The 12,490-nt window shown below is 56.8% G+C and carries 12 protein-coding genes and 1 riboswitch; of the genes, 9 read left to right on the top strand and 3 right to left on the bottom strand.

Annotated elements, in window-relative coordinates; translation table 11 throughout:
• The first annotated feature begins 71 nt into the window (after positions 1 to 71).
• From F6Y09_RS05045 to F6Y09_RS05030, 4 genes are all read left to right on the top strand, one after another.
• Positions 72 to 314 (top strand): type II toxin-antitoxin system Phd/YefM family antitoxin, encoded by a 243-nt coding sequence (locus F6Y09_RS05045; protein WP_152205788.1) that lies wholly within the window; start codon positions 72 to 74, stop codon positions 312 to 314.
• A 133-nt stretch (positions 315 to 447) separates the two neighbouring features.
• The gene (locus F6Y09_RS05040; protein ID WP_152205787.1) at positions 448 to 1,653 is read left to right on the top strand and encodes a CaiB/BaiF CoA transferase family protein; all 1,206 of its coding nucleotides are present in this window, start codon (positions 448 to 450) and stop codon (positions 1,651 to 1,653) included.
• The gene (locus tag F6Y09_RS05035; RefSeq protein WP_152205786.1) at positions 1,650 to 2,342 is read left to right on the top strand and encodes a glutathione binding-like protein; all 693 of its coding nucleotides are present in this window, start codon (positions 1,650 to 1,652) and stop codon (positions 2,340 to 2,342) included. The genes F6Y09_RS05040 and F6Y09_RS05035 overlap by 4 nt, the downstream gene beginning before the upstream one ends.
• A 250-nt stretch (positions 2,343 to 2,592) precedes the next feature.
• Complete coding sequence (locus F6Y09_RS05030) at positions 2,593 to 3,984, top strand: esterase (protein WP_152205785.1); 1,392 nt, start codon at positions 2,593 to 2,595, stop codon at positions 3,982 to 3,984.
• A gap of 29 nt (positions 3,985 to 4,013) precedes the next feature.
• On the opposite strand, the gene F6Y09_RS20085 is transcribed toward F6Y09_RS05030, so the two are convergent.
• Complete coding sequence (locus F6Y09_RS20085) at positions 4,014 to 4,151, bottom strand: hypothetical protein (protein WP_179959341.1); 138 nt, start codon at positions 4,149 to 4,151, stop codon at positions 4,014 to 4,016.
• An 81-nt stretch (positions 4,152 to 4,232) separates the two neighbouring features.
• A riboswitch (cobalamin riboswitch) is annotated at positions 4,233 to 4,526 on the top strand.
• Between the two features lie 181 nt (positions 4,527 to 4,707).
• Here F6Y09_RS20085 and F6Y09_RS05025 point away from each other — a divergent pair.
• Together F6Y09_RS05025 and F6Y09_RS05020 are read left to right on the top strand one after the other, a co-directional pair.
• Positions 4,708 to 7,521: a ribonucleoside-diphosphate reductase subunit alpha gene (locus tag F6Y09_RS05025; protein WP_152205784.1), complete on the top strand. Its 2,814-nt coding sequence runs from the start codon at positions 4,708 to 4,710 to the stop codon at positions 7,519 to 7,521.
• Positions 7,522 to 7,551: 30 nt separating this feature from the next.
• Positions 7,552 to 8,610 carry a ribonucleotide-diphosphate reductase subunit beta gene (locus tag F6Y09_RS05020; protein ID WP_152205783.1) on the top strand — a complete coding sequence of 353 codons (1,059 nt, stop codon included), beginning with the start codon at positions 7,552 to 7,554 and terminating at the stop codon, positions 8,608 to 8,610.
• A gap of 23 nt (positions 8,611 to 8,633) precedes the next feature.
• On the opposite strand, the gene F6Y09_RS05015 is transcribed toward F6Y09_RS05020, so the two are convergent.
• Positions 8,634 to 9,344 carry a phage integrase N-terminal SAM-like domain-containing protein gene (locus F6Y09_RS05015; protein WP_152205782.1) on the bottom strand — a complete coding sequence of 237 codons (711 nt, stop codon included), beginning with the start codon at positions 9,342 to 9,344 and terminating at the stop codon, positions 8,634 to 8,636.
• Between the two features lie 234 nt (positions 9,345 to 9,578).
• On the opposite strand from F6Y09_RS05015, the gene F6Y09_RS05010 reads away from it, so the two are divergent.
• Both F6Y09_RS05010 and F6Y09_RS05005 read left to right on the top strand, forming a co-directional pair.
• Positions 9,579 to 9,977, top strand: a complete 399-nt coding sequence (locus F6Y09_RS05010) for a hypothetical protein (protein WP_152205781.1) — start codon at positions 9,579 to 9,581, stop codon at positions 9,975 to 9,977.
• A 100-nt stretch (positions 9,978 to 10,077) separates the two neighbouring features.
• Positions 10,078 to 10,629 (top strand): hypothetical protein, encoded by a 552-nt coding sequence (locus F6Y09_RS05005; RefSeq protein WP_152205780.1) that lies wholly within the window; start codon positions 10,078 to 10,080, stop codon positions 10,627 to 10,629.
• Between the two features lie 335 nt (positions 10,630 to 10,964).
• Here the strand turns inward: F6Y09_RS05005 and F6Y09_RS05000 are convergent, their stop codons facing one another.
• On the bottom strand, positions 10,965 to 11,990 hold the full coding sequence (locus F6Y09_RS05000) for an IS110 family RNA-guided transposase (RefSeq protein WP_152205779.1): 1,026 nt from the start codon (positions 11,988 to 11,990) through the stop codon (positions 10,965 to 10,967).
• 43 nt (positions 11,991 to 12,033) lie between these two features.
• Here F6Y09_RS05000 and F6Y09_RS04995 point away from each other — a divergent pair, with 43 nt between their 5' ends.
• Positions 12,034 to 12,480, top strand: coding sequence for a hypothetical protein (locus tag F6Y09_RS04995; protein ID WP_152205778.1), 447 nt, complete (start codon positions 12,034 to 12,036; stop codon positions 12,478 to 12,480).
• The last annotated feature ends 10 nt before the right edge of the window (positions 12,481 to 12,490 follow it).

Below are 12,490 nucleotides of genomic sequence, written 5' to 3'. Positions count from 1 at the left end.
AAGCGTTCGTCTTTACGTACGTACCTAAGAGCGTACACTTGGTTAAAAGTTAAACACGGAAGAGGCGCGTCATGGCCGGAATCACAGCTACCGAGGCGCGCAGTAACCTTTATCGGTTGATCGACGAAACTGCCGGGTTCCATCAACCGATCGTCATCATGGGTAAGCGGAACAAAGCCGTCCTGGTATCCGAAGAAGACTGGTCGGCCATTCAGGAAACACGTTACCTGCTCTCCGTACCAGGTATGAGGGAGTCTATTCGTGAGGGGATGGATGCCCCCGCGGATGAATGCGACGAGGAACTGGACTGGTGACATGATCGGTGTATCAGGTGCTTGAAGACGAACGGGTGGTTAAAGTTGTCCGGCTCTGGACCCACTACGAATAATGCATACACGCTGACCATCACTTCGCACATTTGACTGGGCTGATGACAGGAGTACCCACATGACTGGTGCACTTGAAGGCATCCGGATTATTGATCTGACGGCCATGGTGTCTGGCCCTCTGGCCACGATGATCCTGGCGGATCAGGGTGCCGAGGTCATCAAGATCGAAAATCCGGCCGGTGGCGATTTCACCCGTTCCGCCGCCAACCGTCAGGGCAATGTCTCGGCGTCCTTTCTTAACAATAATCGCAACAAGAAATCGGTAGCACTCAATCTGAAAGAGCCGGCGGGTCGTGAGGCGCTGTTAAAGCTGGTCGCCACCGCCGATGTGTTTGTTCAGAATTTCCGCCCCGGTGTGATCGACAGGATGGGACTGGGTGAGGACGAATTGCGCAAGGTGGCACCGGACCTGATTATGGTGTCCATCAGTGGGTTCGGTGACACCGGCCCCTATGCCCAGCGGCCGGTCTACGATCCGCTGGTTCAGGGCCTGTCTGGCCTGGCAACGGTGCAGGCCGGTGATGACGAACGACGCCCGCAGCTGGTCAGAACCATCCTGCCTGACAAGCTCACCGGTATAACCGCAGCCCAGGCTATTACCGCGGCGCTGTTTGCCCGCGAGCGCACGGGCGTAAGCCAGCATGTGCGGCTGTCCATGCTGGACGCCATCATCGCGTTTCTGTGGAGTTCGGACATGGGCAGCCAGACCTTTGTGAAGGGTGAGTTGCCGCAACAGGAGGCCGCCAGCTTTCAGGATCTGATTTACGAAACCACTAATGGCCATATCACCATCGCGGTGCAGAATGACCGCGAGTGGCAGGCGCTGATCCGTGCGGTGAATCGACCGGAATGGGCTGAGGATCCGCGATTCCTGACCGCTGAACTGAGGCAGAAAAATATCGACGCCCGGCTTGAACTGATTCAGTCCGTGATCAGGACAGACTCTGCAGAACGCTGGCTGGAGCGATTGGCAGACGAGTCAGTGCCCTGCGCCCCGGTACTGACCCGTACTCAGGTGTTGGAGCATCCACAGGTTCAGGCCAATGACCTTCTGGTAAACTATGACCACCCCCAGGCTGGCACTATCCGCCAGACTCGGGGCCCGGCGCGATTCTCAGCCGCACCGACCCAACCCTGGCTAGGCGCACCGGCCCTCGGGCAGGACACTATGGCGCTGCTGGCAGGCTGCGGTTATTCCAGTGACGACTTACAGACGCTGGTCCAATCCGGTGTGGCCGGCGTGCCAGAGGAACAGCAGTCATGATTGATTTCTATTACTGGCCCACTCCCAATGGATGGAAGGTGTCCATCATGCTGGAGGAGTGTGGTCTCGACTATCGCATGGTCCCGATTAACATCGGCCGGGGTGATCAGTTCTCAGCCGGGTTTCTGGCGGTCAGCCCCAACAACCGGATACCGGCGATTGTGGACCACGACGTTGATGGAGAGCCGCTGCCGGTTTTCGAATCCGGGGCCATTCTGATGCATCTGGCGGAGAAAACCGGTCGGTTTATGCCCAAAGATGCCAGAGCCAAAAAGGAGCTGCTGGAATGGCTGTTCTGGCAGGTGGGCAATCTTGGCCCCATGGCAGGGCAACTGAGCCATTTCGTCAATTACGCGCCCGGCAAACATCCCTATTCAAAAAACCGTTACGCCAATGAGTACAACCGCTGCCTGGGCGTGCTGGAACACCGGTTGTCTAACCGGGAGTACATTCTGGGAGACGACTACACCATCGCCGACATCGTGTCGTGGCCTTGGGTGCTGATTGCCAAACCGCTGGGTCAGGACCTTACGGAATTCCCAAACGTTCAGCGTTGGCGACATGCGATCAAGGTGAGACCCGCCGTTCAGGCGGGTGTGAATCTGGGCAAGGAGTATCGCCGCAGCGCTGGCCCGGACGAACAGGAGCGACAGCTTCTGTTCAACCAGAAGAGTCGCTCAAAACCCTGAGCTATGAGCCCCAGCCCTTAGGAAGAGAACCGGGACAGGTTTATTTTCTGCGGCAGCTTCGTTGCTTGCGAAGCGGCCAATCCAGCACATTAGATACCCGCTGCGGAGCCTGGCTTTCGCAGCCTGTTGGGGTATGCTTGGTTTATCTGCAGGCGGTTGCGAGGTGGCTTGCGGGAGTACCATTCCAAACGGTGCAGAGTAGTGGCTGTAACAGGAGGTTCTGTCCGAACAAACCGAAAAGGAATTTGCCATGAAAGGTTTCTTTAGAGGCGCCCGTTTCGCCCTTGTTATCGCAATGGTTGTGTCACTGTCGGCTTGTATTTCCCATCAGCGTTATCGTACCGAATCCGGTGTGTGTATTTCTGCCAACCCTCTCGAAGAATGTTCACAGCATACGCTTCAGGTATTTCAGTCTCCCGCAGCGGGTGACGAAAATTACCACCTGGGCTTTGTCGAATTCGACGACCAGGGGCAGCTCTGGGACCGTCGACAATTGAGGGAGGTGATCGGCCAGGTCAATACCCTGGCCGCCGATCAGGATCTGTTGATGGTGGTGTTTGCCCATGGCTGGAAACACAGTGCGCAAGCCGGGGACAGTAATATAACCAGTTTTCGGGAATCACTGCGTCGACTGAGTGCACTTGAGTCAGCCATAAGCGCCAGGACCGGTACGCCGTCAAGGGCGGTGGTCGGCATTTACCTGGGCTGGCGCGGCGGCTCTGTGAGTCTGCCTGGATTGAAAGAGCTGACATTCTGGGAGCGCAAAAATACCGCCCATAAAGTAGGGCGCGGCGGTACCACGGAATTACTCAGCCGCCTGGAGCTGGTGCAGAAAACCAAACGTGCCCAGGCGCTTGCCGATGGCAAACCCAACCGTACCCGTTTTGTCGTGGTGGGGCACAGCTTTGGAGGAGCCCTGGTGTTTTCCGCGATGAGCGAGATTCTGGAGAACGGATTTGTACAAACTCATGGGCCGGACGCCGTGGTCAGCGATACGGTGGGGTTCGCGGATCTGGTGGTCCTGATCAACCCGGCTTTCGAGGCTGCACGCTATTCGACGCTCAGTGACATGGCCAATGAGCGACGGCGCTATTTTCAGAGCCAATTGCCGGTGTTCGTGGTACTCACCTCCGAGGACGACGATGCCACCGGCATGGCATTCCCCTTGGGACGCTGGTTTTCCACGCTGTTTGAAACCGAGCGGGACGCCGAGCGATTCAATCCCGTTCTCGGGGAGAACGAAACAATAGATCAGGGCTCAGCGAATGTGACCGCACTGGGCCACTTCGATCCCTATCTGACCCATTACCTCCGTGCGAGGGATACCTTCGCGGACCGCGAACAGGACGGTGTCGATCCGTCCGCGGAAGTTCAGACTTTCATTGAAACCAGCAGGGGCTGGGAGGCGGACAAGAGCGGGAGTCGCATCCCATTTGAAGGCGCGGTGCTCGAACGCACGGAATCCTCGGCCGGGCGCAATCCCTATCTGAATGTCCGGGTGGATGGTGAACTGATTCGGGATCACAACGATATCTATGATCCAAGAATTGCGAGCTTTATTCGCCAGCTGATTCTGATTTCTTCCCAGAGCCAGGATACGGAGAGTCGGGTGGATTCCCGGACCAGGATGGTTAAGCCCTGACCGTGGTTGCGCGCGGCGGAGGGCGTTTGCTACCGTAATTTCAGGTCTGCCATATCCGTCCATTTGTGCGCAACGATTTCTTCCATCAACAGGTGGATTTGCCGTCCGAATTCTTCCTCGGCCACCGCCCGGCTTTCATGGGCCAGCACAAACAGCCAGCAGATCACCCCGCATTGAGTCTGTCACGTGTTTGGCCCCTTCGGGGGCTTTTTTTGGGGCCCCGCCTTGTTCCTCCTGAATATCGTGTATATAGTGTTTTCATCCTTGGTCACATACCAGATGTTGATTTTTTAAGCATCTCGGTATCGGGAATCCGGTGAGAATCCGGAACTGACGCGCAGCGGTATTGGAGAACGAGCGTGGCATCAAGACACTGGCAAGGAGCCCCTGGTTACCTCCTGAATCGCCTCTGCAGCTTTCAGCGCACGCAGAGGCGATTCAGGAGGTAACCAGGGGCTCCAAACCGGGAAGTCGCCACGCAAGGCCGAATCGAACGATTCATGCTCCTGAGTCCGAAGACCTGCCAGGGAGGTGCTGTTTTCCGCCACACCGGAGAACAGCGCGACTGCACCTTCGCGACTCAGGCGTCTGCATCAGGCCCGATTAAGGTGAGCAGCAAACGGATACGGCAACACGCCCCTGCCATTGATTGGCGCCGTGTTTCCGGTTCGTCCTGCGTACGCGAAGGTTATGGAATTCAACGCGTATTCAGGAGAACAAAGCATGTCCACCTCTGCCCTGGCGAAACCCCAGCCGTCGGCCTCCGCCGACACCGAATCCCTGCAGGTCATCAAACGCAACGGCACCCTCGTTGGTTTCAATCCGTCCAAGATCAGCGTTGCCGTGACCAAGGCGTTTCTCGCCGTGGAAGGCGACAAGGCCGCCGGCTCGGCCCGCATCAACGACGCCGTGCACCGGGTCACCGACCAGGTTATCCAGGCCATCAGCCGGCGCCTGAAAGCCGGCGGCAAGGTACACATCGAAGACATTCAGGACCAGGTGGAGCTGGCGCTGATGCGCGCGGAGGAACAGAAAGTTGCCCGCGCCTATGTGCTCTACCGCGAAGACCACGCCCGGCAGCGTGCGCACGACCATCCGGTGGAAGCCCACCCGCACCTGACCGTGAAAAAAATCGATGGCGAGATCGCCCCGCTGGACTTGGGCCGGATGAAACTGCAGGTGGAGCAGGCCGCCACCGGGCTGGACGGCATCGACGGCGACTCCTTGGTGGAAGACGCCCTGACCAACCTGTACGACGGCATTGCCGAGGAAGACGTGCTGTCGGCGCTGGTGATGACCGCCCGCGGGCGCATCGAACAGGAGCCGGACTACAGCGCCGTCACCGCCCGGCTGTTGCTGGAACAGCTTCGGCTGGAGAACGCCTTGGCCCTGAATTTATCCACAGAGCAGCCGCTGGCGGACATTTACCCAAAGGCCCTGAGCGCCTTCATTGCCGCCGGCATTCGGTACGAGCTACTGGACGAAGCGCTCGCGGCGTTTGATCTGGGACGCCTGGGCGACGCCCTGAAACCGCAGCGGGACCGGCAGTTCGGCTTCCTCGGCCTGCAAACCCTGTACGACCGTTATTTTATCCACTGGGACGGCGCCCGCCTGGAACTGCCCCAGGTGTTCTTCATGCGCGTGGCCATGGGCCTGGCGCTGCGAGAGGATGACCCGAACGCCCGCGCCATCGAGTTCTACAATCTTTTGTCCTCGTTCGATTACATGGCCAGCACGCCGACGCTGTTCAACAGCGGCACCCGGCATTCCCAGCTGTCGTCCTGCTACCTGACCACCGTGGGGGATGATCTGGAAGCTATCTACGGGGCCATCCGCGACAACGCCATGCTCTCGAAATGGGCCGGTGGCCTGGGCAATGACTGGACCCCGGTGCGCGCCCTCGGCGCCTACATCAAGGGCACCAACGGCCAGAGCCAGGGCGTGGTGCCGTTCCTGAAAGTGGTGAACGACACCGCCGTGGCGGTGAACCAGGGCGGCAAGCGCAAAGGCGCGGTGTGCGCCTACCTGGAAAGCTGGCACCTGGACATCGAGGAATTCCTGGAGCTGCGCAAGAACACCGGCGACGAACGCCGCCGCACCCACGACATGAACACCGCCAACTGGGTGCCGGACCTGCTGATCGAACGCATGCGCGAAGACCGGGACTGGACCCTGTTTTCCCCGAGCGACGTGCCGGATCTGCACGACCTCTACGGCAATGCCTTCCGTGAACGCTACGAGCACTACGAGGCGCTGGCGGAGCAGGGCAAGATCAAGCTGTTCAAGAAACTCCCCGCCAAGCAACTGTGGCGCAAGATGCTGACCGTGCTGTTCGAAACCGGCCACCCCTGGATCACCTTCAAGGACCCCTGCAACCTGCGCTCGCCCCAGCAGCATAAGGGCGTGGTGCACAGCTCGAACCTATGTACGGAAATCACCCTGAACACCAGTGCGGACGAGATCGCCGTGTGCAACCTGGGCTCGGTGAACCTGGCCGCCCATATCGCCAATGGCGAACTGGATGTGCAGCGGCTGGAGCGCACCGTAACCACCGCCGTGCGCATGCTCGATAACGTCATCGACATCAATTACTACGCGGTGCCCCAAGCGAAGAACTCCAACCTCAAGCATCGCCCGGTGGGCCTGGGCCTGATGGGTTTCCAGGACGCGCTCTACCAACTGGGCCTGTCGTACACCAGCCCGGAAGCGGTGGAATTCGCCGACGTGGCCATGGAACAGCTCAGCTACTTCGCCCTTCGCGCCTCCGCCACCCTGGCCGGTGAACGTGGTGCCTACGAGAGCTACGAAGGCTCCCTGTGGCACCAGGGCATCCTGCCCATCGATTCCATCAGCCTGCTCAAGAAAGCCCGCAGGGAAGGCGACCTCTCCATCAACACCAGCGCCCGCCTGGACTGGACCCCGGTGCGAGAGCTGGTGGCCCGCAACGGCATGCGCAACAGCAACGTGATGGCCATCGCGCCCACCGCCACCATCTCCAACATCGTGGGTGTGTCCCAGTCCATCGAGCCGACGTACCAGAACCTGTTCGTGAAATCGAACCTCTCCGGTGAGTTCACCGTGGTGAACCCCTCACTGGTTCGCGATCTCAAGGCCGAAGGCCTGTGGGACAACGTGATGGTGAACGACCTGAAATACTTCGACGGCTCCGTGCAGCAGATCGACCGCATCCCGGCGGAACTCAAGGCCCGCTACGCCACAGCGTTCGAGATCGACGCCCGCTGGCTGGTGGAAGCCGCCGCCCGACGCCAGAAATGGTTGGACCAGGCCCAGAGCCTCAACCTCTACATGGCCGAGCCCAGTGGCAAGAAGCTGGATGCCCTGTACCAGCTGGCCTGGGAACGGGGTTTGAAAACCACCTACTACCTGCGCTCGCTGGGCGCCACCGGGGCCGAGAAAACCGCGCCCGTCGCCGCACCTTCTGCAGCACCATCTATGGCGCCTTCCACAGCACCTTCTATGGAACCCCAGCCCCAGGTCTGCAGCATCGACGACCCGGACTGCGAAGCCTGTCAGTAACCACTTACTATATCTTCAGGAGTCATAACCATGCTGGATTGGGACGACGAACCGAAAACTGCAAGCAAACCGGCCGCAAGCAGCGGCCCGGCCCCCGTGAACGTAGACGACAAGCGGGTGGTCAACGGCAACACCGACATCAACCAGCTCGCCCCGTTCAAATACCCCTGGGCCTGGGAATATTTCATGAACGCCAACAAGAACCACTGGACCCCGCTGGACGTGAACATGGCCCAGGACGTTCACGACTATCACCACCGGCTGACCGCGCCGGAAAAGCACGTGTACGAGAACGTGCTGGCCTACCTCACCACCTCCGACATCCTGGCCATGCGCAACATCGGCCTGGCGGTGATGGAGAAGATGAGCGCGCCGGAACTGCAGATCTACCAGGCCCGGCAGGTGTATGAAGAGGCCATGCACACCTGGGCCTACCAGCACTGCATCGAAACCCTGAACCTGGACCAGAGCGAGATCTACAACCGCTACCGGGTGGTGCCCGCCATCAACGGCAAGATCCAGATCGCCAACCGCCGGCTGAATGCGGCCATGCGCTCGGACATGAACCTGCGCAACAAGGACGACCTGCAGGAATTCATCATGTCCTACCTGTTCTTTGCCGCGGTGTTCGAAGGCACCTGGTTCTACAACGGCTTCAGCCCCATCTTCGCCCTGCAGCGCCGCGGCCTCATGCGCGGCACCGGCGAACAGTTGCAGTACATCCTGCGGGACGAAGCCATGCACTTCTCCTTCGGCTTGAAGGTGGTGAACCAGATCGTGGAGGAAGAAAACATCCGCTTTGACCCGAAAGCCGTGCGCGCCATGTGGGACGAATCCGAAGCCGCCGAAACCGACTACGCCAACTACATCCTGCGCGACCCGATCCTGGGCTATTCCGCCGAGTACCACAGCGAACAGTTCCGCTTCGTGGCCAACCGGCGGGCCCGGACCGTGGGCCTGGATGAGCCATTCCCGGGCGCGAGAAATGTCTCACCCTGGCTGGACGAACAGGCCACCCTGAGGAAGGAAAAGAACTTCTTCGAGACCCGGGTGATCGAGTATCAGACCGGGGCGCAGTTGGAGTGGTGAGGTTTGCCAGGCTTGCGGGGATCTTAACCCAGAGGACTTCGAACGCCCGCAAAGCCCTGGCCCAATACGTGGGTGTAAATCTGGGTAGTTCGTAAGTCGACATGACCCAGAAGGTCCTGCACGGTGCGGATATCGTTGCCACGTTTCAGTAGTTCCGTTGCGAAAGTGTGGCGGAAGGTGTGGCAGCCTGCGGATTTGCCAATGCCGGATTCAGCGACAGCCGTTCGTACGGCCTTCTGGACTGAGCTGGTGTGAATATGATGCCGGACCATTTTGCCAATGTCCTTCACCCGCAATAGGCATGCCTCAGTAACCCGCAGGCCGGAACCGTACATCAGCGACGCCAAAAGGCGATAGGGCGAGCCCAGTTTTCCGATGATGCTCATGGCTTCATCATGAGACAGCACCACGGGCAGACGTTTCGGTTTTTTTGAACGGATGACTGAACCAATCTCCCCCAAGGGTTGGTCCAGAACTTTTGAGTAGAGAAACACCAATGCATTCAATGCCTGGGCCTGGGTAGCTGCTGCGACATTGCGACGAACTGCAAGCCAGGTAAGAAATTCGTTTACCTGCCTCGGGCCCATATCTTTGGGATGCTTCATTTGATGGAAACGGATGAAAAAACGGATCCAGTACCAATAGGATTTTTCGATACGAACACTGTAACGATTAACGCAAATAACCGCGCGAACCTGATCGCGAAGGCGTAGTTGAGGTTGAGCGCCGTCCAATTTGGCTATCTCATATAACTGTATAAATATACAGTTATATTGTTTGTGCGAAATCAGGAAGTCAAGCGAATACGTGGTGACCCGCGAGTAAATTAGCTAAGCTATTGTTAAATTTGAGACTTAAGGCCGTAACGGATGACATGAAAGTGGCATTATCGAGAACGCACTTTTTTGCAATATCGTGGAATTCGGTCTAGTTGCTGTTATGTGTATTAGCAGGGAACCGTTAGCCCAATGAAGCTAGTTTTAAAGATTGCAGCAGGTGTCCTTCTGGCAGGCATAATTTCCTTTGCAGCTAGAGCAGCTTATCTGAGTTACGCAGCTCATGTCGCAACGGAAGCGCTGAGGGAAGCTGTCGCTGAGCAGCAGGAGCGGACGGCTAGAATACAAGCCGAGAGAGAAGAGCAAGCGAGATTAAAAAGACTTCAGCAGCAAAGAGCCATCGAGGTGGCTAGAAAAAAATCACGAGAGTATGCGGAAAAGCAAAGAGCGTGGAATGACTATTATGTCGCTCCCGAAGGCTGCGAAATTTATAAATCCGATCGCCACATGGTTGAATGCATTAATCATAAAATGCGTGCGAGAGGTGAATTTGAACAAATCTATAAAGCCGGTGGGATCTCTAGCACATAACCAGTCATTCAAGTTCGTTCCCGGCCTGGCGGCCGTCCACCGGACGCCCTAGTTGGGCGCCGCTTAATATTGGCTTTATATTTTAAAGGGAGTTGAATAATTGGATTGGGCTGATGTATTTAAAATTATCACGGCTTCTGTCGCATCAATTGGCGTTGCAGGAGGACTGATCTTCGCCCTATCCAGTTGGCTAGGAAAAGTTTGGGCTCGACGGATACTTGATCGGGAGAAGAACGAGCTCGACCGGGAATTAGAAGCCAAAAAGCGTGAGCTTGATATTTTTAAAGATACCTATCTACGAACTCATAACGACAAGTTAGTGATCTACCGTGCAGTTATCGATAGCGTGGCAAAATTGCTTGCTGCATTTGATGCTCATCAGTCCGGTAGACTCCAGCCAGTCCAGGCCGCTGAGGCGTTCGACTCATTTAATCAGCAACGCTTGCAGGTATATGGTTATCTGGGAATGCTTGCTCCTCAGCCAGTGATGGATTCTCAGGATAAGCTTATAGATCACCTTCTAAAGATCTCTAGCGGAAGCGCAACTTACGATTGGGAAGAAATCCGGCGGTTGGCTATTGCTTTCATTAACGAGGTTCGTATTGATGTCGGTATCGACAAGGACCCGATCTCATACAATGGCGATCTCTAAATATAACTAGCCGCTGTTGCCGAACAATTTTTCCACCGCTTCGCGGCTCCAAAATTGCCGCAAAGCTCAGCTACATGGACTCCCCCTGCGGTCAAGCAACGTCATTTAATTCTGAAGCGGTTTGAGACTGCAGCTCTACATTCGGCCTCTTTGTGGGTGGTTTCACCCGGGCCAGGATGATGATGCATGTGAGTGATGACCTCATTCGTTAGTCGGCTTTTTATAGCCGCTGAGCTAAACAGGTTCTATCACTCTCGGTCTGACCGTTCCGTCATCGCTTGCCGTTGCAAGACTCGGCTGGCAGGCGTGTTCTGCCTGTCGTTGTTGCTCGTTTATCAGCCTGCCCCAGGCTGCGTTTTAAACTCGGTTTGGTTCATCAATAGCGCCCAGATAATCCGAGCGTTCTTGGCGGCCAACGCTACGGCGGCTCTCTTGTAACCTCTGCGCTCCACCAGCTCTTTGGCCCAGCCACTGAGCCGATCATTTTTATCGCCCAGTTTGGCGATCACCGCTCGGGTGCCATGGATAAATAACGTTCGCAGGTACTTGTCCCCGCGCTTGGTAATCCTGCCCAGTCGGGGCTTGCCCCCCGTCGAGTATTGTCTTGGAACCAGACCCAGCCAGGCAGCGAAGTGTCGCCCGCTTCTGAACTGTTTGGGGTCAGGTGCACTGGCTAGTATCGCGGTGGCTGTTTGCGGCCCAATACCTGGAATGGCCATCAGCCGTTGGGCCCGCTCGTCGCGCCGAGCCATGGCTTCGATTTCTCGGTCGTAAGCCAGAATTTCTTCATCGAGCTGAAGAATGCGCTGGTTGATGTTGTTGAGTAAGCGCCGTGCCAACATGGGCAAGCCGTTTTCGGCATCCTCCAGGATTTCCGGAATCCGATGACGAGCGTGGTAACGCCCTTGGGGAATGATCAGTCCGAACTCGGCCAGCAGCCCGCGAATCTGATTGATCTGGGCTGTGCGTTCTTTGGTCAGCCCACGGCGGATGCGGTGAAGACACAGAGCGGCTTGCTGGTCTTCAGTCTTGATGGGAACGAAGCGCATGTTGGGCCGGCTGACCGCTTCGCAGATGGCCTCGGCATCGTTGTCATCGTTTTTGCTGCTTTTGCGATACGGCGCGACAAAGCGGGGTGCAATTATCCGGGCATCGTGGCCGAGTTTGGACAACTCCCGAGCCCAGTAGTGGGCACCGGAACAGGCCTCCATACCAATCAGGCACGGTGGCAGTTGCGCGAAGAACGCCAGAAGTTTCGGGCGATTGAGCCGTTTGCGAACCACGACCTTGCCGTGTTGATTGATGCCATGAATACTGAACACAGTTTTCGCCAGATCGATGCCGATGGTTGTAACATTCATGGTGACTCCTCCTGCTTTTGATTGAAGATGTCAGGCACCTTCAATGTGGCACATCGATGCCGTGGGAGCAGGGGGAGTCCATATCATTCGTTATGAAGTCATTATGAGAAATGTTGCCTTAATAATTTTACTTTTAGTGCCTTGTCTTGCTTTTTCCGAGGGGCGACGGAACCTTGAATTAACGGCTCAGGGTGATGTTAAGCCGGTCGATCTCTGTGAGGAGAGGATAAAATCAGGCTCAGTGGAGATGATTTCTGTGTGTGCGCAAGCCGTGAAGAGGGTTGAGCAGACAGGGCTTTTGGTAAAAATTGCGAGAGAAGACTATGACAAGCCGCATATACGAAATTTGCTTGGCGAAGAACTGACTGGGCGTGCTGAGAGAACTTTCAAACTTTATGATCAAACAAGAACAAGGCTTTACTCTCTTCTTGGCACTCTGAGCCAGGAGGAAATTGAAGCGTTGAAAGAAGAGATCAAGTCGATAATCTAGCTTCATAATA

The organism is Marinobacter changyiensis (assembly GCF_009193265.1).
Lineage (GTDB): Bacteria > Pseudomonadota > Gammaproteobacteria > Pseudomonadales > Oleiphilaceae > Marinobacter > Marinobacter changyiensis.
The sequence above is the reverse complement of the archived record's forward strand: the minus strand, read 5'-3'. Positions and strand labels throughout refer to the sequence as shown.

Bases quoted from the DNA above. Each gene is read 5' to 3' on its own strand.
- F6Y09_RS05000 (WP_152205779.1), bottom strand. From the start codon at position 11,990: ATGAATGTTACAACCATCGGCATCGATCTGGCGAAAACTGTGTTCAGT.
- F6Y09_RS05030 (WP_152205785.1), top strand. From the start codon at position 2,593: ATGAAAGGTTTCTTTAGAGGCGCCCGTTTCGCCCTTGTTATCGCAATG.
- F6Y09_RS05040 (WP_152205787.1), top strand. From the start codon at position 448: ATGACTGGTGCACTTGAAGGCATCCGGATTATTGATCTGACGGCCATG.
- F6Y09_RS05035 (WP_152205786.1), top strand. From the start codon at position 1,650: ATGATTGATTTCTATTACTGGCCCACTCCCAATGGATGGAAGGTGTCC.
- F6Y09_RS05045 (WP_152205788.1), top strand. From the start codon at position 72: ATGGCCGGAATCACAGCTACCGAGGCGCGCAGTAACCTTTATCGGTTG.
- F6Y09_RS04995 (WP_152205778.1), top strand. From the start codon at position 12,034: ATGTGGCACATCGATGCCGTGGGAGCAGGGGGAGTCCATATCATTCGT.
- F6Y09_RS05010 (WP_152205781.1), top strand. From the start codon at position 9,579: ATGAAGCTAGTTTTAAAGATTGCAGCAGGTGTCCTTCTGGCAGGCATA.
- F6Y09_RS05025 (WP_152205784.1), top strand. From the start codon at position 4,708: ATGTCCACCTCTGCCCTGGCGAAACCCCAGCCGTCGGCCTCCGCCGAC.
- F6Y09_RS05020 (WP_152205783.1), top strand. From the start codon at position 7,552: ATGCTGGATTGGGACGACGAACCGAAAACTGCAAGCAAACCGGCCGCA.